Source organism: Pectobacterium odoriferum (assembly GCF_009931295.1).
In the GTDB taxonomy this organism is placed as follows: Bacteria; Pseudomonadota; Gammaproteobacteria; order Enterobacterales; family Enterobacteriaceae; genus Pectobacterium; species Pectobacterium odoriferum.
Window position 1 is genome coordinate 1535281 of sequence record NZ_CP034938.1, and the last position, 22932, is coordinate 1558212.

A 22932-nucleotide genomic window follows, 5' to 3' on the forward strand; every position below is an offset into this window, starting at 1 on the left:
GAATGAGTGAGGCTGAAGCCCGCCCAACCAACTTTATCCGTCAGATTATCGATGAAGATCTGGCGTCCGGTAAGCATGACCATATTCAGACGCGTTTCCCGCCAGAGCCGAACGGCTATCTGCATATTGGGCATGCAAAATCTATTTGCCTGAATTTTGGTATCGCGCGTGACTATCAGGGGCAATGCAACCTGCGTTTTGACGACACCAACCCAGTAAAAGAAGATATCGAATACGTTGAGTCGATCAAACGTGACGTCGAGTGGCTGGGCTTTTCATGGAGCGGCGACGTTCGCTATTCTTCTGATTATTTCGATCAACTGCACGCTTATGCGGTTGAGCTGATCGGTAAAGGGCTGGCTTACGTTGATGAACTGACGCCCGAGCAGATCCGTGAATACCGCGGTACGCTGACGGCACCGGGCAAAAACAGCCCTTACCGCGATCGTACCGTGCAGGAAAACCTGGCGCTGTTTGAAAAAATGCGTAACGGCGGATTTGCGGAAGGTACAGCCTGTCTGCGTGCAAAAATCGATATGGCATCGTCCTTTATCGTGATGCGCGATCCGGTGTTGTACCGTATTAAATTTGCCGATCATCACCAGACGGGCAACAAGTGGTGCATCTATCCGATGTATGACTTCACCCACTGCATTTCCGATGCGTTGGAAGGGATCACGCATTCGCTGTGTACGCTGGAATTCCAGGACAACCGCCGTCTGTATGACTGGGTGCTGGATAACATCACCATTCCTTGTCACCCGCGTCAGTACGAGTTCTCCCGCCTTAATCTCGAATACGCGATTATGTCCAAGCGTAAGCTGAATCAGCTGGTTGTGGAAAACGTCGTTGAAGGATGGGACGATCCGCGTATGCCGACCATCTCTGGTTTACGCCGTCGTGGTTACAGCGCGTCATCTATCCGTGAGTTCTGTGTGCGCATTGGCGTAACGAAGCAGGACAACAACGTGGAAATGGCCGCGCTTGAGTCCTGTATCCGTGACGATCTGAATGAGAATGCTCCGCGTGCAATGGCCGTGTTGGATCCGGTCAAAGTCGTGATTGAGAATCTGCCCGCCGAGCATGAAGAGTTTGTCGCGATGCCAAACCATCCGAACAAGCCGGAAATGGGCTCACGTCAGGTCGCATTTAGCCGCGAAGTTTACATCGATCGCGCCGACTTCCGTGAAGAAGCCAACAAACAATACAAGCGTCTGGTGCTGGGTAAAGAAGTGCGTCTGCGTAATGCCTATGTGATCAAAGCAGAGCGCATTGAGAAAGATGAGCAGGGCACCATCACCACGATTTACTGTAGCTATGATGCGGAAACGCTGAGCAAAGATCCGGCTGACGGCCGTAAAGTGAAAGGCGTTATCCACTGGGTTTCTGCGGCACACGCGGTACCAGCAGAATTCCGCTTGTACGATCGCCTGTTCAGTGTGGCCAATCCGGGGGCGGCGGACGACTTCCTGTCGACGATTAATCCAGACTCACTGAAAATTACGCAAGGTTTTGTGGAAGCGAGTCTGGCGCAGGCGGAAGTAGAGAAAGCGTATCAGTTTGAGCGTGAAGGCTATTTCTGTGCTGACCGTGTTTACTCCAGTGCAGAACATCTGGTGTTTAACCGTACGGTTGGACTGCGAGATACCTGGGTAGGCTAAGGCCACCAGTAGAAGACAAAAATAAAACCGCCTCGGCGGTTTTATTTTTTTATGCGGTCGATTTATCGTGTGGAATCGTGCAGGGTTTCATCCTCTCGGCAATCCCCTTCACTGCAATGCCCATAGAGATACAGACTGTGGTTGGACAGTTTGATGCCGTGTCTTTCTGCGATCTCGCGCTGACGTGCTTCGATATATTCATCGCGGAATTCAATGACTTTGCCACAGTCGAGGCAAATTAAGTGATCGTGATGATGCTGCTGCGTCAATTCAAAGACGGATTTGCCACCTTCGAAGTTATGACGGGTTACGATACCCGCATCATCAAACTGGTTGAGTACGCGATAGACGGTAGCAAGACCAATCTCTTCGCCCATATCAATCAGTTTCTTATATAAATCTTCCGCACTGACGTGATGGCAGACAGGGTCCTGTAACACTTCCAGTATTTTCAGTCTTGGAAGAGTGACTTTCAGGCCGGCCTTCTTTAATGCGGTATTGTTGTCAGTCATGCGGGTTTAATCCTGTTGCTTACTTATCAATGGAGGCTGCCTAGCCTATGACATCGGTCGGCTCAAAAAATGCAAAAGCGTCTCAATTATAGAACCGCGCATACAAAATGAAAACAAGCGAATGTTAACAATATTGTCCCCATTCACACTATTGGTATACAACGCAATTCGTTGTTGATGAATGAGGAAATGATGATGCACGTACAAAGCCGATGGGATTATTGTACAGGTTTACTGATAGAAGTTAAAAAAATGTATCAATTATTATGAAAGGTTTTACCTATCAATGCTATTTTGGCTCTGATAGGGATTATCAGAGCCAAAATGGCTTAGCCAACCAGTTCTTGCAGGTTCAGCTCATCGCTGATCTGTTTCACCCACGTTGTCACGCGTTCGCTGGTCAGTTCAGGCTGACGGTCTTCATCGATAGCCAGGCCGATGAAGTGATTGTCGTCGGCGAGACCTTTAGAAGCTTCAAAGTAATAGCCCTCTGTTGGCCAGTGGCCGACAATCGTCGCGCCGCGAGGCTCAATAATGTCACGGATGGTGCCCATGGCATCACAGAAGTATTCTGCATAATCTTCCTGATCGCCGCAGCCAAACAGGGCAACCAATTTTCCTGTGAAATCCACTTCTTCCAACGACGGGAAGAAGTCATCCCAATCGCACTGAGCTTCACCGTAATACCAGGTTGGAATACCCAGCAGCAGAATATCGAAACCTTCGAGGTCTTCTTTGCTGCTTTTGGCGATGTCATGAACATCAGCAACGTTGGTGCCTAACTGCTGTTGAATCGTTTTGGCGATGTTTTCAGTGTTGCCAGTATCACTGCCAAAGAATATTCCGATGAGTGCCATGAATTGAATAACCTCTTGATTCCTAATGGTATGGTGTAATATTTCACCCACTTATCCGTTAATAGTAACAGACACTCACATCGGGAGAAACTCGTATCGGTAAGGATGCGTAAATCAAGAGCGTATGAAATGCGAAGGTAAGTAAGAAAATGAAAGCATCTCTGCTGATGCTAAATTCCCTATAATGAATAGGGATTATGTTATCGTCTGAGATTATGCGCACATTCCCTTAATACAGTTGCGGCTATTTACTTATAACGGCGTTTCATTTTTTATGAATATGCTTTTTATTTTATGGTTTGTTTCGATTGTAATTAAAAGCAGACTTCTGTTTGTGAGGAATAAAAATCACGGAGCGGTACATTGCTATTCGTGGGAATTAAAATGCGTACAAAAGATAATGTTTTTATAGAATTGAAAACCTGTAACAGTTCGCGGGAATATTCCTAATGAACGGGAATAAGAATTATAACCATTTGCAGCTGAAACGATGCAAGCATGTAAGAAATGGTTTTATTCTTTTGATGTTAAAGAATAAAATTAAATTTCATTCAAATTGCCTTTTCGCCTAATAGCCTATCCATGCCAACGCACGCAGGGCGTGGGCGCGCGGGGCATTTGCGTGCAACGCTATGATTAAAATACTTATATCTATAAAAATAAGTGGGTTTATTCTCAGTATGAAAAATTATATTAAGAAATATAGCGAGAACGCTAAACATTCTCTGTATTTAGCCGATGAGTTAGCGTGATTTTTGAGTTTTCAACTCGGTGAAATGTGAACGCTAGGGAGAAGTGGCTTGTTTCATGGTGTGAATTTTCTGATTCATATCGGTTGATTAGCGATAAAAATCTTTTTAACCATTTTCCTGATTTGGAGTGAGCTATGAAACTTATAAAAAATATTGCCATTAGAACCGCTATGCTATGGGTGCTGGGCATTTTTTGTGTTCTTTGGGGGGCGTATCAATATATACCATGTTCTCTTTTAAAGAGATGACGGCGACCTCGAAAACCAGCACCTTGCTGGTTCAGAACATGAATTTTATCAACCAGGGTAACGATCAATATTTCCGTATGGTAACCCGTCTGGCGCGTGCAGTTGACGCGCGTCGCAGCGGTGATAATGCCACCGCAGATAAAGAGCAAGCTTCTGCACTTGTTGCGCTGGATAAACTGAAATCTGATTTGGTGGCGTTTAATGCTATCGATCATGCGGGTCTGGATGCTGCGCTGGTACAGGCCGTTAGCCGTGACTGGAATAACCTGGTTGTTCAGGGCGTTGAACCGCTTTATCAGAAGGCTGTTGCCAATGCGCTGGATGACTACCAAAATCAGGCTAAAAACGTTGTGCCGCCATTGAGTCGTCAGTTTGGCGCTTCTCTTTCCGCATTCAGTAACGCCAGCGCGGAAAAATTCGATGCCGCAGGTGTTCGTTTTGAACAAATCACCACGATTGGACAGAACATTTTGCTGAGCGGGTTGGTTATCGGCCTGATCATGCTGTTCCTGACCGACCGCTATCTGGTGGTGTGTCTGGTTCGTCCGTTAAACGATCTGCGCTATCACTTTAGCGTGATTGCTTCCGGCCACCTGGGCAAGCCGATTTTGGACTTCGGTAACAACTGCGTGGGTCGTTTGTTCCCACTGCTGCGTGAAATGCAGGGGAGTTTGGCTAGCACGGTTAGCACGATCAGAAACAGCACGGATTCCATCTATCAGGGCGCTTCTGAAATTGCCGCGGGCAACAACGATCTGTCTTCACGTACCGAAGAACAGGCTTCTGCGCTGGAAGAAACCGCAGCGAGCATGGAGCAACTGACGGCGACGGTGAAACAGAACGCCGAAAACGCCAACCACGCCAGCCAACTGGCATTGCAAGCCTCGACAACGGCGAAGAAGGGCGGTGAAATCGTTGAGAACGTGGTGAAAACCATGGCGGAAATCTCCGGCAGCTCAAGAAAAATCGCAGAGATCACCACCGTGATTAACGGCATTGCGTTCCAGACTAACATTCTGGCGCTGAACGCGGCGGTAGAAGCGGCGCGTGCGGGTGAACAAGGCCGTGGGTTTGCCGTGGTGGCGGGCGAAGTCCGCAGTCTGGCGCAGCGCAGTGCGCAGGCGGCGAAAGAGATTGAAGGGCTGATTTCTGAGTCTGTTCGCTGTGTAGATACCGGCTCCAATCTGGTTAGCGATGCCGGTGACACCATGCAGGATATCGTCCGTGCGGTCACCAACGTAACAGATATCATGGGTGAAATTGCGTCGGCATCGGAAGAGCAGAGCAAAGGGATTGCACAGGTGGGTCAGGCCGTGGCGGAAATGGACAGCGTAACGCAGCAAAACGCCGCGTTGGTTGAACAGGCCTCGTCAGCAGCCTTGTCGCTGGAAGAGCAGGCGGCGTTGTTGAACCAGACGGTGTCGCTATTCCAACTGTCCGATACGCAGTCAGGGCTGCAAGTGGCGGCAAAACCGGTGCAGAAAATGCCGGCGATTGCCCCGCGTGCCGGCAAAGCGCTACCACCCAGTAACGACAACTGGGAAAAATTCTAAGCGTCGTTTTAATCTGAGATAGCGTGTTTAATCTTGGGTAAACGTTCAGGCGGCGTCAGAAATGGCGCCGCACAAGATGTGAATGTTTAAGTTATGTGAGTACTACGTTATATAAATAGCCGGTTACGTCAATCAGGACTGCTGTTCGGCCAACTGCGCCAGCAGCATCTCTTCAATCAATTCACTGCGGCTAATGTTTCGCTCTTCAGCAAGGCTGTTCAGAATATCGACGGCGTCGCTGTTAATCTTTAATTCAACACGGCGCAACCCACGAACTTTGTCGCGACGTAGTTGATTACGCTTGTTAATTCTTAGTTGTTCGTCACGCGTGAGCGGGTTGGTCTTGGGGCGGCCCGGACGACGCTCGTCTGCGAACAGATCCAGCGTGGTGCGATCCGTTTGTTCTTTTGCCATAAGTAATGATACTGCAAGGTATTCGGACCAAAATACACCGCGCTGTCCGTCTTGTTCAAAAGATAAAACCGATGCCTATTCTCACCCTGCTACAGGATTGTCAGGTGGCGGTTTTCTATCTGTGAAACATGTCGGGAAGTTATGCGTGCATTTTGATGAAGTGGTTACAATGCTTGTGGCTGAATCAGCCGTCCCTCTACTGCGGGCGCCATCATACCCTAGCCGCACTGGCGGCGACAACGGTTAACTGCCGCCGTTATCATGAATCCGCCAGTGTCAGTGTCGTCTGGTTAATTCGTGTCCAGAAAACGGTGAATAGCGCGCAAAACCGCATCGGGTTTTTCTGAGTGAACCCAGTGACCTGCACCGCTGACCACATGCGCACGCGCCGCCGGGAATTGACGCAATAGCGAATCGCGGTAGGAATCGTCCAGATAGGGAGAATCGCCGCCGCGAATGAATAGGATTGGCCCTTGCCAAGCCGGAACCTCTTGCCAACCCACGATGTTTTCGTACTCATCCCACAAAACGGGTACGTTAAAACGCCACTCTCCCTGTTGGAAGGATTTCAGCAAAAACTGAATCACGCCGTCTTCCTTTATATGCTGGCGCATGAGTGTTGTCGCTTCCGTGCGTGATGTCACGCCCGCTTCCGTTACGGCACGCAGTGCGGCAAAGATAGTGTCGTGGCGACGCACCTGATAATCCACCGGCGCGATATCAATGGCGACCAGTTTGTCCAACCGTTCGGGAATGAGTGCGCTGAGCGCCATGGCGACTTTTCCGCCCATCGAATGCCCAATAACGATAGCGCGTTCGATGTTCAGTTCATCCAGTAATGCCAGCACATCCTGCGCCATCGCGGGGTAGTTCATTTGCGATGAACGTGGCGACAAACCGTGATTGCGTAAATCGATTTGCAGAATGTCATGCGTATTTTGCAAATCCCGGCCCAATACGCCAAGGTTATCTAATGTGCCAAACAGGCCATGAATCAGGACGACAGGGAGCTTATCTGTGGGCTGGTGCGCATTTTGCCAGCGATGATTCAATTTCATGGTGAAGTTCATTCAGAGAGACATGGGCTTAGGGTATCATGACTTTAGAATCAATGTTGTCGCTGAAGGAACAGTATAGCCACTCGAAGGGATGTGAAAGGCATTGGGGCATAGTCTGACTTTTGCTATTGTCCCACTATGCCGCTGTTCGATAATGTTTGAACGCCTGTATAATCCTTTTGATTTGAGTCATCTACCCATAGATGTCGGGTTACAGAAGGGAAACGTCTCTGTAATTTGTATGGTAATGGGTAAAAACAGCACTGGATAAAGATGAAAACTATTGAAGTCGACGAAGAGCTTTATCGTTATATTGCCAGCCACACACAGCATATTGGTGAGAGCGCATCGGATATTTTACGGCGTATGCTGAAATTTACCGCTGGGCAGCCTGTCACAACGCCAGCGGCTGTTGCAACAACGACGACGTCTCAGCCTGCCGCTGCGCCGAGCCCGCGCGATCGGGTACGAACCCTGCGTGAGCTGCTGCTGTCGGATGAATACGCTGAACAGAATAAAGCCATCAACCGCTTTATGCTGGTTCTGTCCACGCTGTATACCTTATCGCCGCAGGAATTTGCTGCCGCGACAGAATCCCTTCATGGCCGCACCCGAGTTTATTTCGCGGGCGACCAGCAAACGTTGCTTCAGCATGGCACGCACACCAAGCCCAAACATATTCCGGGCACGCCATACTGGGTGATTACCAACACGAATACCGGTCGTAAACGCAGCATGGTTGAGCACATCATGCTGACGATGCAGTTCCCAGCGGAACTGACAGAAAAAGTGTGCGGAACCATCTAATTATTTATCAACTATTTATCTAACTACAGCGTTAGGGAGAAGCGCCAATGGCTAATCACCCAAGGGCCGGACAGCCTGCCCAGCAGAGCGATTTGATTAATGTGGCACAGTTAACGTCACAATATTATGTGCTGCGCCCGGAAGTCGGCAACACAGCGCACGCGGTGAAATTCGGTACGTCTGGCCATCGCGGTAGCGCGGGGCGCCATAGCTTTAATGAACCGCACATTCTGGCAATTGCGCAGGCGATTGCTGAAGAGCGTAAAAAGCAAGGTATCAGCGGTCCGTGCTATGTCGGTAAAGATACTCACGCGCTCTCCGAGCCAGCGTTTATCTCCGTGCTTGAGGTGCTGGCTGCCAACGGCGTGGATGTGATCGTTCAGTTGGATAATGGTTTTACCCCAACGCCTGCGGTGTCTAACGCGATACTGGTTCACAATCGTCAGGGCGGTGCGCTGGCGGACGGCATTGTGATTACGCCGTCCCACAACCCGCCGGAAGATGGTGGCATCAAATATAATCCGCCAAACGGTGGCCCAGCAGATACCAACCTCACCAGCGTCATTGAGACGCGCGCGAATGCGCTGCTGGCGGATGAACTGCGTGACGTGAAGCGTATTACGCTGGATCAGGCGTTGAAAAGCGGACACGTCCATGAACAGGATCTGGTTCAGGCGTATGTCGAAGGGCTGGCTAGCGTGGTGGACATGGCGGCGATTCAACGCGCTGGCCTGAAGCTGGGCGTCGACCCGCTGGGTGGTTCTGGCATTGCCTACTGGCAGCGTATCGCAGAGCACTACAAGCTGGATTTGACGCTGGTGAACGATGCCGTCGATCAGACATTCCGCTTTATGTCGCTGGATCACGACGGTGTGATCCGTATGGACTGCTCGTCAGAATTCGCGATGGCTGGGCTGCTGGCGCTGCGTGACAAATTCGATCTGGCGTTTGCTAACGATCCTGACTATGACCGCCACGGTATTGTTACCCCGGCAGGGCTGATGAACCCGAACCACTATCTGGCGGTGGCGATCAACTATCTGTTCCAGCATCGCCCACTATGGGGGCAGTCTGTTGCCGTCGGCAAAACGCTTGTATCCAGCGCAATGATCGACCGCGTAGTGGCAGATTTGGGTCGTAAGCTGGTGGAAGTGCCGGTTGGTTTCAAATGGTTCGTTGACGGCCTGTATGACGGCAGCTTTGGCTTCGGTGGCGAAGAGAGCGCGGGGGCGTCTTTCCTGCGTTTCGATGGCACGCCGTGGTCGACGGACAAAGACGGCATTATTCTATGTCTGCTGGCGGCGGAAATTACGGCCGTGACGGGTAAAAACCCGCAGCAGCACTATGATGAGCTGGCACAGCGCTTTGGCGCGCCGAGCTACAACCGTATTCAGGCTTCTGCGACACATGCACAAAAAGCTGCGCTGTCTAAGCTGTCGCCTGAGCAGGTATCGGCGAGCACGCTGGCGGGCGATCCGATTACCGCACGCCTGACCGCTGCGCCGGGGAACGGGGCATCGATTGGTGGCCTGAAAGTGATGACGGAGAACGGCTGGTTTGCCGCGCGTCCTTCTGGTACGGAAGAAGCCTACAAGATCTACTGTGAAAGTTTCCTTGGGGTGGAACACCGCGAGCGTATCGAGAAAGAAGCGGTAGAGATTGTTAGCGCGGTTCTCGCAACGGCTAAATAAGTGAAAAGGCGCTGCTTGCAGCGCCTTTCAGACTGCTGACAAAGTCCGCAGAGCGGGTGTAACGGATAGATCGTAAAGACGCTGCAAGTACGTCCATGTAAGCTCGAGTTGCGCAGATATGAATCTCATCCCTGAGATTCACCCTTTCAGGGCCGTCGCAAGCGACGTTCAAAAACGTTCCTGACGTTTTTGTCCCTGGCGCAAACGCTTTACTCTTCTATTCCGTTACTCCCGTTTTCATTCGGCAAATAGGTTTTTCAACGGTCTGCTTTTTTAATCTTGTACGGACAGAAAACGCAGAACGCCTTTATCCCAAGGCGACCAGCAACGCTCCCACAGAAATCAGCGCAACGCCAGCTCCTGCCATCAGCGAAATTTTTTCTCCCAGCAGTATGACCGCCAGCACGACGGCGAAGACTACGCTGAGTTTATCGATCGGCGCGACCTGTGCGACGTTACCGTTCTTCAACGCGACAAAATAAAATAGCCACGACAGTGCACCCGCGACACCGCTGAGCACAATGAACAACAGCGCTTTCTTGTTAGCAATAACTTCACCGACCAGCGCCAGCTTACCTTGCGCAACCACCACGCCCACCAGAAAAAGTGCCATGATGACGGCACGAATCGCAGTCGCCGTATTGGCGTCCAAATTCTGCAAACCAATCTTGCCAAATATCGCAACCATCGCAGCACATACAGCAGACAGCAAAGCGTAAATTAACCAACTACTCATGACGACGTATTCCTGAAGAAAAGACAAGCGCGTGCAGCGGGAGGGATTCTCCACGGACGTCGCCTGATACAGAAAGATGATTTTACGGCATAAAACGGTAGCCGATAGCGGTTTCAGTCAAGAGATGGCGCGGTCTTGCGGGATCGCTTTCCAGCTTCTGGCGCAGATGTCCCATATAAATACGCAGGTAGTGGCTGTGCTCGACGGCGTTTGGCCCCCAGACCTGCGTCAGGAGTTGGCGCTGTGTTAGCACTTTACCGGGGCTGGCGAGTAATGTTGCCAGCAGGCGAAATTCGATGGGCGTGAGGTGCAGTTCCTGACCATCACGATTCACCTGCCGGTTAAGCAAATCGACAGTAATATTACCGAAACTCACCAGCGGCGTTTCCTGCTGCGTATTGCTGTGGCGACGCAGCGCGACGCGCAACCGTGCCAGCAGCTCGCCGATGCCGAACGGTTTTGTCAGATAGTCATCGGCACCGGCATCCAGCGCGTCTATTTTATCCTGCTCGTCTGTACGGGCAGACAGCACAATCACGGGCAGGCTGCTCCATTGACGTAAATCGCGGATGTAGTCGATACCGTTGCCGTCCGGCAGGCCCAAGTCGAGAATAATCAGATCGGGTTTGCGCGTGGCCGCTTCCAGTAGGCCGCGCTGCATCGTTTCGGCGTCAAACACGCGACAGCCTTCGCCTTCCAACGCTTGACGAACGAAACGACGGATCTCTTTTTCATCTTCAACGATCAGAATAGTGGCCTGCAATGGGTTCAGTTCTCCTCAATATCTTCTGGTTCGAGATCCGGCGGTGCCGATAGCGGTAGCGTGAAATGGAAAGCGGCACCGCCACTTTCCGCATTCGTTGCCCAGATACGGCCACCGTGAATTTCCACAATTGCCCGACAGATCGCCAACCCCAGCCCCACGCCGGGAATCGATGACTCTTTGTGACCACGGGAAAATTTATCAAAAATCATGCTTTCCTGGCCGTGTTCAATCCCCGGGCCATTATCCTGCACGATGATTTCCAGTGCGCTCTCTTGTGCATCGGGCTGCGAGGCCGTGCTCTCTGAAATAAGGCTTGCGGGGATAACGCGTGCTGAAATCGCGATCGTGGCCTGCTCTCCAGCATACTTCAGCGCATTCTCCAGCAGATTAATGAATACGCGCTCCACCAGCCCGGCATCACAATAAACCAGAACCATCTCATCAGGTAGATTAACCTGAATGGTGTTTTTTGCCAGTGCGCTTTCCAGCTGTTGCAGGGCACTGCCGATAAGCTCCTCTGGCGTTTGCCACTCTTTGCGCAGGTTAAAACCATCCGACTGAATGCGCGCCATATCGAGCAGATTATTCACCAGTCGCGTGGTGTTCAAAATATGCTGGCGAATCTGGTTGGCCTGTTGGGCATAAGGCGACCCCTCGCTTGCCAGATTCAACGTCAGAATCTCGGCCTGACCAAAAAGGACGGTCAGCGGTGTACGGAGGTCGTGCGAGAGTGCGGCAAGCAGCGAGTTACGCAACTGCTCACGTTCGGCATCCAGCCGGGCATTCTCCGTGCTTTGCACCAGATGCAGACGCTCCAACGCATTGGCAATCAGTACGGTAAAGGTTTCCAACAGGCGCTGCTGTTCGGGAATCATCAACTGCCGAGCGTTATTAGGTTCGATCGCCAGCACGCCGAAGATTTGCTGCGTGGTGGCGAGCGGCAGAATCTGATACGACACGCCGGGCAGGGTGGAGGTTCCCGCTCCGGCAGGTGCGCGGTGATCGAAGCTCCAGCGGGCAATAGCATGATCGACAATCAACTGCTGACTATCCCGTGCGGGTTGCGGTAGCTCGGACGAGGTATGATGCAGGCTGTCGGCAAGCAGAACGGCGATCCTAGCCTGAAACGTCGTGCTGAGAAAATGCTGGCTGGCTTCGACAATATCGGTACTGGACAGGCTACGGTTCAGTGCCTTGGACATCTCATACAGATGGCGGACGCGCTGTTCGCGATAGCGGGCGACTCTGGCCTGATAGCGTACGCCAGCGGTCAGATTACCGACCAGCAGGCCGACGCCGAGCATCACGGCAAAAGTGACCAGATATTGTGCATCCGATACGGCAAACGTGCCGCGTGGCAGAATAAAGAAGAGATCGAAACTGGCGACGTTGATGACGGCGGCGAACACCGACGGCCAGCGACCAAAGAAAAGCGCAACCACCACCACGGCCAGCAGATAAATCATCACCAGATTGACCGGCTCTAGCATGGCGAACGGCGACCACGACGCGAGCAGGGTAATAAAGGCGCACAGCAGCGTGGCGAGCCCACAGCCAAACAGCTGCATACGCCATTTTTCTACCAGCCCGCGGGCATCAGGCGTTTTAATTGGCGCGGCTGGCGTATCATCCTGCACGGCCACCACCACCAGATCGAGATCCGGCCCCAGCCTGCCGAGCCGTTCGGCAAAGCGGGTGCGCCACCACCAGCCGAAGCGCTGCTCGACATGGCGGCCAATAACGATTTTGCCGAGATTGTGTTCACGCGCATAGCGTAGGACGGCAAGCTCTTCGTCGGGTTCGGACAGCGTAACGGTTTCTGCCCCTAAATCCTGTGCCAGCTTGAGCGCCCGCAAGATGGCGCGTCGCTGCGGTTCCGGCAAGCGGTGCAGACGCGGCGTTTCAACGTAAACGGCGTGCCAGGCGCTGCCCAATCGTGCCGCCAGCCGCGCTGCCGTACGCACCAGTTTTTCATTGCCCGTGCCGTGGCCAATGCATAACAGAATGGCATCGCGCGTATGCCAGACTTGCTCGCGGCCTTTCCCAGCTCGCATGGCGCGCATTTGATCGTCAACCCGATCTGCCATGCGCCGCAGCGCCAGTTCACGCAGGGCGATCAAATTGCCTTTACGGAAAAAATTCTCGACGGCACGCTCGGCCTGAAGCGGCAGATACACTTTGCCTTCATTCAGGCGCTGGCGCAGATCGTCCGGCGGCAGGTCCACCAAAATAACTTCGCTGGCCTGATCGAAGATCGGGTCCGGTACGGTTTCTCTTACGCGAATCCCCGTAACGCCGCCGACCACGTCGTTCAGGCTTTCCAGATGCTGAACGTTCACTGTGGTAAAGACATCGATACCGGCATCGAGCAGTTCCTGCACGTCCTGCCAGCGTTTGGGATGGCGAGAGCCGTTGACGTTACTGTGCGCCAGTTCGTCGATCAGAATCAGCGCCGGACAGCGCGCCAGTGCGGCATCCAGATCGAATTCAACCGTGTGGCGACCGTGATGGCGAAAATGCCTGAGCGGCAGCAGCGGTAAACCCTCCAGCAGCGCGGCGGTTTCGCTGCGGCCGTGGGTTTCGACCACGCCGACAAGAATATCTAATCCCTGCGCCCGCAGCCGCTGGGCTTCCTGCAACATGGCATAGGTTTTCCCGACGCCCGCGCAGGCACCAAAAAAGATCTTCAGCTTGCCACGCGGCGGCGCACCGACCTGTGCCAACAGGCTATCGGGATCCGGGCGACGATCTTCACCGTCAATCATGTTCTATCCCTTATTAGCGCGGCCTGAACGGTGGTCAGCCCGCAGCAAAGACGGCGGGGAGTCTGGCTCCCCGTATATACCCTAAATAATTCGAGTTGCATGACAAAACGTGAGCGTTTTGAACAACGCTCTGCGTTGGTCCTTTAGGACAAGGCCGCATGGCCTTGTAACGCGGCAACCGCGCGACAAATTCGTCGGGAACGAATTTGACCAGCCAACGGCTGGCCTCCGGTGAGAGACAGGATGTCTCTCATTTCATCCCCAGGAGCTTACACAAGTAAGTGACTGGGGTGAGTAAGGGCAGCCAACGCACAAGCAGCTTGAAGTATGACGGGTATAATGATTAATAGTAACGCACTGTCGATTACGGCAGGGGCTTTTCCTTATCCAGCGCCAAATTCAGCAGTAGAACATTGACCGCTGGCTGCCCAATAAACGCGGGCTTGCTGGTCTCAGTAAAGCGATCGATTAATTGCTGTACCTGCTGGAGCGACATCCCTCTGGCCTGCGCGATATAGAGTGCCTGATAACGTGCTGCCTCTGGGGAAATCTGCGGATCGAGCCCGCTGCCGGAGGCCGTCAACAGTTCAGCAGGCACTGGCTGTTGGTTGCCGATCGCCTGATGCCAGTGAGCGGCGCGTTCACCGATCAGTTTATCCAGCGCCGGATTGCTGGCGGCCAGATTGCTACCGCCGGACGCCAGTGCGTTATACGGGGCATCTGACGTGGCCGACGGACGCCCCTGAAAATAGCCCGCCCGACTGAATGATTGCCCGATCAGGGATGAACCGACGACGGCATTCTCACGGTAAATCAGCGATCCGTTTGCCTGTGTTGGGAACAGCCACTGTGCCAACACCGTTGTCAGCAGCGGGTAGGCCAGACCGGTAAACAGCAACAGTAATAAGAATAAAAACAAAGAAGAACGTAAATAGCGCATAGCGTATACCCGTCAGTCCTTAAGCCAGATTCAGCCCGGTCAGTAACATATCGATGAGCTTGATACCGAGGAACGGCACCAGCAGCCCGCCAAGACCATAAATCCACAGATTGCGACTTAACTGTGCCGCCGCGCTCATGGGACGATAGCTAATCCCTTTGAGCGCCAGCGGGATCAGAAACACGATAATCAGCGCATTGAAGATCACCGCTGACAACATGGCTGACGTGGGAGAATGCAGTTGCATCACGTTTAGCGCATTGAGCTGCGGATAGGTGGCAGCAAAGGCAGCCGGGATAATGGCGAAATATTTCGCTACGTCGTTTGCGATACTGAACGTGGTGAGAGAGCCGCGCGTCATCAGCATCTGTTTGCCGATATGCACCACTTCGATCAGCTTGGTCGGGTTGGAATCCAGATCGACCATGTTGCCTGCTTCTTTCGCTGCCTGCGTGCCGGAGTTCATAGCCACCGCGACATCGGCCTGTGCCAGCGCGGGGGCATCGTTAGTGCCGTCGCCGGTCATCGCCACCAGCCGCCCTTCGGCCTGATACTGGCGAATCAGCGCCAGCTTGGTTTCCGGTGTCGCTTCTGCCAGAAAATCATCGACGCCAGCTTCTGCGGCAATCGCTGCCGCCGTGAGCGGGTTGTCGCCAGTGATCATCACGGTTTTGATCCCCATGCTGCGCAGTTCGGCAAAGCGCGCCTTGATGCCGCTTTTCACGATATCTTTCAGCTCCACCACGCCAAGCACGCGTTTGCCTTCTGCAACCACCAGCGGCGTGCCCCCGCTGCGTGCGACGTTGGACACGGCTTCTTCGACCTGATGCGGGAAATCGCCATTGTTTGCTTCAATGTAGCGACGCAGGGCATCGACGGCGCCTTTACGAATGGCACGCTGCCCAAAATTGACGCCGCTCATGCGTGTTTGGGCGGTAAAGGGAACAAAGGTGGCGTCCAGCGACGTTAAGTCCTGCTCCGGCAGATTAAAGCGCTGCTTTGCCAACACCACGATGCTGCGGCCTTCTGGCGTTTCATCGGCTAAAGAGGCGAGGCGTGCTGCGTCAGCCAGCGCCTGTTCGGTCACGCCCGGCGCGGGCAGGAAAGCGGAAGCCTGACGGTTACCTAGCGTAATGGTGCCGGTTTTATCCAGCAGCAGAACGTCGATATCACCCGCCGCTTCAACAGCGCGGCCGCTGGTGGCGATCACGTTAGCCCCCAGCATCCGGCTCATCCCCGCTACGCCGATCGCTGACAGTAAGCCACCGATGGTGGTCGGGATCAGGCAGACAAGCAGGGCGACAAGCACGGTCACGCCGACGACATCACCACTGTTATTCGCCTGTACGCCGAACCAGGAGAAAGGGTAGAGCGTGGCAGTCACCAGCAGGAAGATGAGCGTAAGCTCGATCAGCAGAATGGTTAAGGCGATTTCGTTCGGCGTTTTCCGACGCTGTGCACCTTCAACCATAGCAATCATTCGGTCGAGGAAGGTTTCACCGGGATTGACGCTGCACTGAATCACCAGCCAGTCGGACAGCACGCGGGTACCACCCGTAACGGAAGCGAAATCACCGCCGGACTCGCGGATCACCGGCGCGGATTCCCCGGTGATGGCGCTTTCATCGACGGACGCACCGCCTTCCAGCACCTCGCCGTCGCACGGAATGGTTTCACCCGCGCTCACCAGCACGATATCGCCTTTACGCAGGCTGTCTGCCGGTACCGATTCTGAACTGGCATCGTGATTCGGCGCGGAGAGCTTGTTAGCCCAACGGGTTTTCTTGACGCCTTTCAGCGCGTTTGCCTGCGCTTTGCTGCGACCTTCCGCCAGTGCTTCGGCCATGTTGGCGAACAGCACGGTAAACCACAGCCAGAGTGACACCAGCCCGGTAAACACGGCATTCCCTTCCGTTTTACCTGCCAGAATAGTCAGCCAGACGAGGGTGGTCAGCATACTGCCGAGGTACACCACAAACATGACCGGGTTGCGCCACTGTATGCGCGGGTCGAGTTTCTTCAACGCATCTTTCAGCGCCGAACGGATTAACGTTCTGTCAAACAGCGTTTGCTGTTTACGTTTGCCAACCTGGCGGGAGGCCTCACCCTGTTGGGTTGAGGTCGGTTCCTGTGTTGCCTGATGATTCATCGTGTGACGAGTCATAAAGAGTCTCCAGCCTTAGTGAGTCAGGCCGAACTGTAAATGTTCAGCAACTGGCCCTAACGCCAGTGCAGGGATAAACGTCAGCGCACCAATCAGCAGAACGATGGCGATGAGCATGCCGATAAACAGCGGGCTGCGCGTCGACAGTGAGCCTTTGCTTTCCGGCTGGCGCTTTTTCACGACCAACGAACCAGCAATAGCCAGCACGGGCACCATGACGGCAAAGCGGCCCAGCAGCATGGCGACAGCGAGCAGGACGTTATAGAACTGCGTATTGACGCTCAGGCCAGCAAACGCACTGCCGTTGTTGTTTGCGGCGGAAGACACCGCATAGAGCACTTCGCTAAAGCCGTGTGCGCCGGGGTTCAGAATGCCGCTGCGTCCCGCTTCCGTACTCAGCGCCAGCGCGGTGCCAAGCAGAACCAGTGCGGGCGGAATCAGAATCGCCAGTGCCGTCATCTTCATCTCATAGACTTCGATCTTTTTGCCCAGATATTCCGGTGAGCGACCAATCATCAGGCCGGCAATAAAGACGGTCAGAAGCACGAATAGCAGCATGCCGTACAGGCCAGAGCCGACGCCGCCGAACACCACTTCGCCAATTTGCATCAGCCACATGGGAACCATGCCGCCGAGAGCCGTGAAGGAGTCATGCATTGCATTCACCGCACCTGTCGAGGTAGCCGTGGTGACAACGGCATACAGGCTGGACGTCAGGACGCCAAAACGCGTCTCTTTGCCCTCCAGATTCGCGGCGTTGTCCGCGCCTAAGGCCAGCAGATGCGGGTTACCATTGATCTCCATTTTCATCACTACGGCAGCGGCGACGATAAAGATCAGCGCCATCGCCCACAGCAGCGCGTGACCTTGCCGCTTATCGCTGACGGCTTTGCCAAAGGCGAAGCACAGCGCAGTAGGGATCAACAGGATCGCCAGCATTTGCACGATGTTGCTCAGCGCGGTTGGGTTTTCAAACGGGTGCGCCGAGTTGGCACCAAAGAAACCGCCGCCGTTGGTGCCCAGCAGTTTAATCGCTTCCTGTGAGGCGACTGGCCCCATCGGCAGCGTTTGGGCTGCGCCGTCCAGCGTGGTCAGATGCTGGTAAGGCAGCAGGTTCTGCAATACGCCCTGACTGACAAAAAACAGCGCTAACAGCAGAGACAGTGGCAGTAACACATACAGCGTGATACGAAACAGATCGAGCCACGCATTGCCCAGCGTATCGACACAGCGACGGGAAAACGCGCGGATTAACGCGAAAGCCACCGCAATGCCACTGGCGGCGGAAAGGAAGTTTTGTACCGTTAGCCCGACCATCTGGCTCAGGTAGCTCAGCGTGTTTTCGCCGCTGTAAGCCTGCCAGTTGGTGTTGGTCACAAAGCTGATTGCCGTGTTCAACGCCAAATGCCACGACAGTCCCGGCATATTTTCTGGGTTAAGCGGCAGATCACCCTGCGCCATTAACAGCACAAACAGCACGAGAATGCCGATCAGGTTGAGCGTCAGAATGGCCGCCGCATACTGCTGCCAGCGCATCTCCGTCGTATCCAAAGCGAAAAGGCGCGCAGTACCCGCCTCAAACTTTTGCAGGAGCACACCCGTTTCGCCCTCAATCAGACGGGCCAGTACGCTGCCCAACGGCTGGGCGACGATCAGCACCGTGAGCAGCAGACCAAAGATCAGTAAAAAAGCGTCAGCGGCCATCAGAATTCCTCCGCCTTCAACAAGGCATAAACCAGATAGGCCAGTAATAGCAGCACGAGCAGGCCGCCTAAGACGATGCTAAGCGTCACAACACACCTCCAGAACAGAATAGACAGCGTCAGAGTAGGAAAACGCAGGAAAAGAAGGTGCAAATTTCCCGTCTGTGGGCGTAAAAAAAGTATAAAAATGGGATGAAAAGTAGGCAGTGGAGGCCGTAAGGGCGTTGTGGCGTCAGCAAAGCTGAAGGCGGCGATAAGAGAACATTAAAGAAGAGGGAGTAAAGTGATCCAATCTAAAACCATAAATTAACTAATGGTAAGTTTATTTTTAACCTTGCTGTAACTTAATGACGTGATGACGAAAAAACTGGCGATTATTTCATCTTTTACTGGTCAGATGAGTAGTAAACTTTCAGAAAAGGCGGTAAAATTTTAACCAATATCACAGTTCTTATTTTATCGTTATGAAAAGCGCCGCTGAACAAGGGTGCTTATCCCAGAGGAGGATCGTTATGTCGCTTTATACTACTTATCCCTTGCACCGTATTCTCCTGCGTCGCGCTGCCGTGGTTGCCATCGGCGTGCTGGCGTTACCGGTGATGCTGTTCCGCCGCGATCGGGCGCGTTTTTACAGCTATTTACACCGCGTCTGGCTGAAAACCAGCGATAAACCGGTCTGGATGGCGCAGTCCGAAGCTGCCGCCTGCGATTTCTATTAAGGCCAACGTCTAAGGTCTCTCGTGTTTATCCGCCATCTCCGGCAGATAAACACGAAAAATGAACCGGTGAAGTATAGGTTCAAGAATGTTTTGACGCGATTTACCCTTTTCCCTTCCCGCCTGCTCTTCCGTTATATCTCCCCAATCTTATGATTTATTACTTTATTCTTCGCTGCGACTGCACAGAATCGTGGTGAAATCCGCTATGCTGGTCAGAGGGTTTGCAGAATGCCAACGCACATGCAGCTTGAAATATGACGGGTATAAGGATAAATCATGACGCTCGAACTCATCCCTGTTGGTATCAGCGCCTGTCTGCTCGGTAATCCCGTGCGGTTTGATGGCGGGCACAAGCGTTTGACGTTTGCTGCTGAACAACTGGCACCCTATTTTCGTTTTGAACCGGTCTGCCCGGAAATGGCGATTGGTTTGCCAGTGCCGCGTCCGGCGCTTAGGCTGGTGCGAGAAGGGGAAAGCCATATCACGCTGCGTGCCAGCAATGGTTCGCCGCTGGATGTTACCCAGCAGATGACGGCGTTTTCCGCTGACAAAGTCAGTCAGCTTCAGCACTTATGCGGTTATATCGTCTGCGCCAAATCGCCGAGCTGCGGTATGGAGCGCGTGAAGGTTTACAATGAAACGCAAAAGGATGCGCGTAAAAGTGGTATCGGCCTGTTTACGCAGGAGCTGATGCGGCAAATGCCCTGGCTCCCGGTTGAGGAAGACGGACGCTTGCAGGATCCCGGCTTGCGGGAAAATTTCATTGAGCGCGTTTATGCGTTACACGAACTGAATCAGCTATGGCAAAACGGGCTGAGCCGTGGCGCGCTGATTGCCTTTCATAGCCGCTATAAACTCCTGCTGCTGGCGCATTCCCAGCCGGAATACCGCGAACTGGGGCCGTTTGTTGCGGGGATCGATAAGTGGGAATCGCTGGAAGACTACATTATTGAATACCGGAAACGGCTAATGAAGCTGTTGTCGACGCCTGCGACGCGGCGCAATCATACCAATGTGCTGATGCACGTGCAGGGCTACTTCCGACGGCAGCTTAATTCTCAGCAGCGACAGGAACTGGCGCAGCTCATCGATCGCTATCGACAAGGCTTGCAGCCGCTACTGGCACCTATCACGTTGCTAAAACATTACATGGCGGAATACCCCGATGCGTATCTGGCTCAGCAGCGTTACTTTGAGCCGTACCCCGAGGCATTACGCCTGCGTTACGGACACTAGTTTGACCGCCCGAGGAATGTCATGACCACCCATGTAGTCTGGCTACGCAACGACCTGCGCGTGACCGATAATCTGGCGCTGTACGCGGCCTGTCAGGATCCGAACGCCACTGTGCTGGCCGTCTTTATCGCGACGCCCGCACAGTGGGAAAAGCACGATATGGCACCGCGTCAGGCGGCCTTTCTACTGGAGAACCTGACGCTGGTACAGCAGGCGCTGGCAGAAAAAGGTATCCCGCTGCATTACCACGAATGTGCTGACTTTGCGGCGTCGGTTGACTGGCTGGTGCAGTTTTGTGCGCAGCAGCAGGCCACCGATCTTTTCTACAATTATCAGTATGAAATCAACGAGCGCCTGCGTGATAAGCAGGTGAAAGATCGGCTGGAGGGTAGCGTGGTTTGTCACGGTTATCATGACAGCCTGTTGTTACCGCCGGGTAGCGTGCTGACGGGCAACGGCGAAATGTATAAGGTGTTTACGCCCTTTCGTCAGGCCTTTATCAAACGTCTGCTGGAGTCGGATACGACGTGCGTACCGGCACCAGACGCGCGCGAGCCGATCGATAACATGGTGGAACTGGTGCCGTTCAGCTATCCGCAGCGTGAAGTGGACCGTGAGGATTTTCCTCGCGGTGAACGCGCGGCATTGCAGCAGCTGCGGCGTTTTTGTCGTGAACAAGTGCAGGATTACGACCAGCAGCGGGATTTTCCGGCACAGCCTGGCACCAGCAAACTTTCTCCGTATTTAGCGCTGGGGATCGTATCGCCGCGCCAATGTTTTAACCGCCTGCGTGCCGAATGCCCGGATATGCTAGAACGGCGTGAGGGCGGAGCATTCACCTGGTTTAATGAACTGGTCTGGCGTGAGTTTTACCGCCACCTGATTGTGTCCTGGCCGCAGCTGTGTAAACACCGACCGTTCACCGCGTGGACGCAGTGGGTTAAATGGCGGGAATCACCGGAGGATTTAGCTGCCTGGCAACAGGGGAAAACGGGCTACCCGATCGTGGATGCGGCGATGCGTCAACTGAATGAAACGGGATGGATGCACAATCGCTTACGTATGATTTGCGCCAGTTTTCTCGTCAAAGATTTACTGATCGATTGGCGTGAAGGCGAACGCTACTTTATGTCGCAACTGCTGGATGGCGATCTGGCGGCGAATAACGGCGGCTGGCAGTGGGCGGCGTCAACAGGCACCGATGCGGCGCCTTATTTTCGCATTTTCAACCCGACAACGCAGGGCGAGCGCTTCGACCCTGAAGGTCGGTTTATTCGTCACTGGCTGCCCGAACTGGCCGCCGTGCCGGATAAAGATATTCATCAGCCCCACCGCTGGGCTGACAAACACCACCATCAGCTTAACTATCCGCTGCCAATCGTCGACCATAAAACCGCGCGTCAGAATACGCTGGCGGCGTTTGAGGCGGCAAAAAATATCGGTATGGCGGATAACGATCGAGAAGAGAAAAGTAAGTATGCGTAATGTGGAACTGGAAAGAATCATTAACGAGAAACTGAGTACTGAGACGTTTCAGGACTACGCGCCGAACGGTTTACAGGTTGAGGGGCGTGCAGAGGTAAAACGTATTGTGACGGGCGTAACGGCCTCACAGGCGCTGCTGGATGCGGCGGTAGAAAAGCAGGCCGATGCGATTCTGGTTCACCACGGTTACTTCTGGAAAAACGAACCGCAGATTGTTTGTGGCATGAAGCGTAACCGACTGAAAACGCTGTTGCTCAACGATATCAATCTATATGGCTATCATCTGCCGTTGGACGCACACCCAGAGCTGGGGAATAACGCACAGCTGGCGGCGCTGCTGGAGATTCAGGTGCAGGGCGCGATCGAGCCGCTGGTGCCGTATGGCGAACTGGCACAGCCCATGACGGCCGACGCCTTTTGCCGCCGTGTAGAAAAACGGCTGGGGCGTAGTGTGCTGCATTGTGGGGATAATGCACCGCAACAGATACAGCGCGTGGCCTGGTGTACCGGTGGCGGTCAGGGCTTTATTGAACAAGCGGCCCGCTTCGGGGTTGATGCGTTTATTACCGGTGAAGTGTCTGAGCAAACCATCCACATTGCGCGTGAGATGGGGCTGCATTTCTTTGCTGCCGGACACCATGCCACCGAACGTGGCGGCATCCGAGCGTTGGGCGAATGGCTGGCGGCACAGCATGGTTTCGATGTGACATTTATTGATATTCCTAACCCTGCGTAATGGGTTGAAAGTCTTTGTACCGTACAGAAATGATGTCACATTTTTGATATTGGCATCGTTGTTGCTTAGCTGTTGAGAAGAAAATAGAACAGTAAGCCACGCTAATCATTTAGCCATGTTCACCATGAC

At 53.5% G+C, this 22932-nt stretch carries 18 protein-coding genes and 1 pseudogene; 8 read left to right on the forward strand and 11 right to left on the reverse strand.

Annotation, left to right across the window (positions count from 1 at the left end; all coding sequences use genetic code 11):
* The first annotated feature begins 2 nt into the window (after positions 1–2).
* Positions 3–1661, forward strand: a complete 1659-nt coding sequence (glnS, locus tag EO763_RS06780; RefSeq protein ID WP_103860217.1) for a glutamine--tRNA ligase — start codon at positions 3–5, stop codon at positions 1659–1661.
* A 62-nt stretch (positions 1662–1723) separates the two neighbouring features.
* Here the strand turns inward: glnS and fur are convergent, their stop codons facing one another.
* On the reverse strand, positions 1724–2173 hold the full coding sequence (gene fur, locus EO763_RS06785) for a ferric iron uptake transcriptional regulator (RefSeq protein WP_010285452.1): 450 nt from the start codon (positions 2171–2173) through the stop codon (positions 1724–1726).
* A 329-nt stretch (positions 2174–2502) separates the two neighbouring features.
* Positions 2503–3030 (reverse strand): flavodoxin FldA, encoded by a 528-nt coding sequence (gene fldA, locus EO763_RS06790; RefSeq protein ID WP_161528471.1) that lies wholly within the window; start codon positions 3028–3030, stop codon positions 2503–2505.
* A gap of 886 nt (positions 3031–3916) precedes the next feature.
* On the opposite strand from fldA, the pseudogene EO763_RS23755 reads away from it, so the two are divergent.
* A pseudogene (locus EO763_RS23755) lies at positions 3917–5583 on the forward strand (methyl-accepting chemotaxis protein).
* A 132-nt stretch (positions 5584–5715) separates the two neighbouring features.
* Here the strand turns inward: EO763_RS23755 and ybfE are convergent.
* Together ybfE and ybfF are read right to left on the reverse strand one after the other, a co-directional pair.
* A complete protein-coding gene (gene ybfE, locus EO763_RS06800; RefSeq protein ID WP_010285457.1) occupies positions 5716–5997 on the reverse strand; it encodes a LexA regulated protein in 282 nt (93 codons plus the stop codon).
* A 290-nt stretch (positions 5998–6287) separates the two neighbouring features.
* Positions 6288–7055, reverse strand: coding sequence for an esterase (gene ybfF / locus EO763_RS06805; RefSeq protein ID WP_161528472.1), 768 nt, complete (start codon positions 7053–7055; stop codon positions 6288–6290).
* A 273-nt stretch (positions 7056–7328) separates the two neighbouring features.
* On the opposite strand from ybfF, the gene seqA reads away from it, so the two are divergent.
* On the forward strand, positions 7329–7862 hold the full coding sequence (gene seqA, locus EO763_RS06810; RefSeq protein ID WP_010298821.1) for a replication initiation negative regulator SeqA: 534 nt from the start codon (positions 7329–7331) through the stop codon (positions 7860–7862).
* A gap of 47 nt (positions 7863–7909) precedes the next feature.
* A complete protein-coding gene (gene pgm / locus EO763_RS06815; protein WP_039533453.1) occupies positions 7910–9553 on the forward strand; it encodes a phosphoglucomutase (alpha-D-glucose-1,6-bisphosphate-dependent) in 1644 nt (547 codons plus the stop codon).
* Positions 9554–9860: 307 nt separating this feature from the next.
* Here pgm and EO763_RS06820 read toward each other — a convergent pair whose 3' ends face one another.
* The 7 genes from EO763_RS06820 to kdpF all read right to left on the reverse strand — a co-directional run bounded on the left by EO763_RS06820 (position 9861) and on the right by kdpF (position 18717).
* Positions 9861–10289 carry an EamA family transporter gene (locus EO763_RS06820; RefSeq protein ID WP_039535892.1) on the reverse strand — a complete coding sequence of 143 codons (429 nt, stop codon included), beginning with the start codon at positions 10287–10289 and terminating at the stop codon, positions 9861–9863.
* Positions 10290–10371: 82 nt separating this feature from the next.
* Positions 10372–11052: a two-component system response regulator KdpE gene (gene kdpE / locus EO763_RS06825; protein ID WP_010309408.1), complete on the reverse strand. Its 681-nt coding sequence runs from the start codon at positions 11050–11052 to the stop codon at positions 10372–10374.
* Between the two features lie 5 nt (positions 11053–11057).
* Positions 11058–13820: a two-component system sensor histidine kinase KdpD gene (kdpD, locus tag EO763_RS06830; RefSeq protein ID WP_161528473.1), complete on the reverse strand. Its 2763-nt coding sequence runs from the start codon at positions 13818–13820 to the stop codon at positions 11058–11060.
* A 364-nt stretch (positions 13821–14184) separates the two neighbouring features.
* The gene (gene kdpC / locus EO763_RS06835) at positions 14185–14760 is read right to left on the reverse strand and encodes a potassium-transporting ATPase subunit KdpC (protein WP_130623147.1); all 576 of its coding nucleotides are present in this window, start codon (positions 14758–14760) and stop codon (positions 14185–14187) included.
* A 19-nt stretch (positions 14761–14779) separates the two neighbouring features.
* Positions 14780–16924 (reverse strand): potassium-transporting ATPase subunit KdpB, encoded by a 2145-nt coding sequence (gene kdpB / locus EO763_RS06840; RefSeq protein ID WP_161528474.1) that lies wholly within the window; start codon positions 16922–16924, stop codon positions 14780–14782.
* Positions 16925–16939: 15 nt separating this feature from the next.
* Positions 16940–18628, reverse strand: coding sequence for a potassium-transporting ATPase subunit KdpA (gene kdpA / locus EO763_RS06845; RefSeq protein ID WP_161528475.1), 1689 nt, complete (start codon positions 18626–18628; stop codon positions 16940–16942).
* On the reverse strand, positions 18628–18717 hold the full coding sequence (gene kdpF / locus EO763_RS06850; protein ID WP_039290783.1) for a K(+)-transporting ATPase subunit F: 90 nt from the start codon (positions 18715–18717) through the stop codon (positions 18628–18630). The genes kdpA and kdpF overlap by 1 nt, the downstream gene beginning before the upstream one ends.
* A gap of 422 nt (positions 18718–19139) precedes the next feature.
* On the opposite strand from kdpF, the gene EO763_RS06855 reads away from it, so the two are divergent.
* From EO763_RS06855 to EO763_RS06870, 4 genes are all read left to right on the forward strand, one after another.
* The gene (locus tag EO763_RS06855; protein ID WP_010299142.1) at positions 19140–19346 is read left to right on the forward strand and encodes a YbfA family protein; all 207 of its coding nucleotides are present in this window, start codon (positions 19140–19142) and stop codon (positions 19344–19346) included.
* Between the two features lie 276 nt (positions 19347–19622).
* Positions 19623–20582 carry a YbgA family protein gene (locus EO763_RS06860; RefSeq protein ID WP_161528476.1) on the forward strand — a complete coding sequence of 320 codons (960 nt, stop codon included), beginning with the start codon at positions 19623–19625 and terminating at the stop codon, positions 20580–20582.
* Between the two features lie 21 nt (positions 20583–20603).
* On the forward strand, positions 20604–22067 hold the full coding sequence (gene phrB, locus EO763_RS06865) for a deoxyribodipyrimidine photo-lyase (RefSeq protein WP_161528477.1): 1464 nt from the start codon (positions 20604–20606) through the stop codon (positions 22065–22067).
* The gene (locus EO763_RS06870; RefSeq protein ID WP_161528478.1) at positions 22060–22803 is read left to right on the forward strand and encodes a type 2 GTP cyclohydrolase I; all 744 of its coding nucleotides are present in this window, start codon (positions 22060–22062) and stop codon (positions 22801–22803) included. The genes phrB and EO763_RS06870 overlap by 8 nt, the downstream gene beginning before the upstream one ends.
* Positions 22804–22932 lie beyond the last annotated feature (129 nt).

Coding starts and splice junctions, on each gene's coding strand:
- pgm (WP_039533453.1), top strand. CDS start 7,910: ATGGCTAATCACCCAAGGGCCGGACAGCCTGCCCAGCAGAGCGATTTG.
- kdpB (WP_161528474.1), bottom strand. CDS start 16,924: ATGACTCGTCACACGATGAATCATCAGGCAACACAGGAACCGACCTCA.
- EO763_RS06870 (WP_161528478.1), top strand. CDS start 22,060: ATGCGTAATGTGGAACTGGAAAGAATCATTAACGAGAAACTGAGTACT.
- fldA (WP_161528471.1), bottom strand. CDS start 3,030: ATGGCACTCATCGGAATATTCTTTGGCAGTGATACTGGCAACACTGAA.
- kdpD (WP_161528473.1), bottom strand. CDS start 13,820: ATGATTGACGGTGAAGATCGTCGCCCGGATCCCGATAGCCTGTTGGCA.
- phrB (WP_161528477.1), top strand. CDS start 20,604: ATGACCACCCATGTAGTCTGGCTACGCAACGACCTGCGCGTGACCGAT.
- glnS (WP_103860217.1), top strand. CDS start 3: ATGAGTGAGGCTGAAGCCCGCCCAACCAACTTTATCCGTCAGATTATC.
- kdpC (WP_130623147.1), bottom strand. CDS start 14,760: ATGCGCTATTTACGTTCTTCTTTGTTTTTATTCTTATTACTGTTGCTG.
- EO763_RS06855 (WP_010299142.1), top strand. CDS start 19,140: ATGTCGCTTTATACTACTTATCCCTTGCACCGTATTCTCCTGCGTCGC.
- EO763_RS06860 (WP_161528476.1), top strand. CDS start 19,623: ATGACGCTCGAACTCATCCCTGTTGGTATCAGCGCCTGTCTGCTCGGT.
- ybfE (WP_010285457.1), bottom strand. CDS start 5,997: ATGGCAAAAGAACAAACGGATCGCACCACGCTGGATCTGTTCGCAGAC.
- seqA (WP_010298821.1), top strand. CDS start 7,329: ATGAAAACTATTGAAGTCGACGAAGAGCTTTATCGTTATATTGCCAGC.
- kdpA (WP_161528475.1), bottom strand. CDS start 18,628: ATGGCCGCTGACGCTTTTTTACTGATCTTTGGTCTGCTGCTCACGGTG.
- EO763_RS06820 (WP_039535892.1), bottom strand. CDS start 10,289: ATGAGTAGTTGGTTAATTTACGCTTTGCTGTCTGCTGTATGTGCTGCG.
- ybfF (WP_161528472.1), bottom strand. CDS start 7,055: ATGAAATTGAATCATCGCTGGCAAAATGCGCACCAGCCCACAGATAAG.
- fur (WP_010285452.1), bottom strand. CDS start 2,173: ATGACTGACAACAATACCGCATTAAAGAAGGCCGGCCTGAAAGTCACT.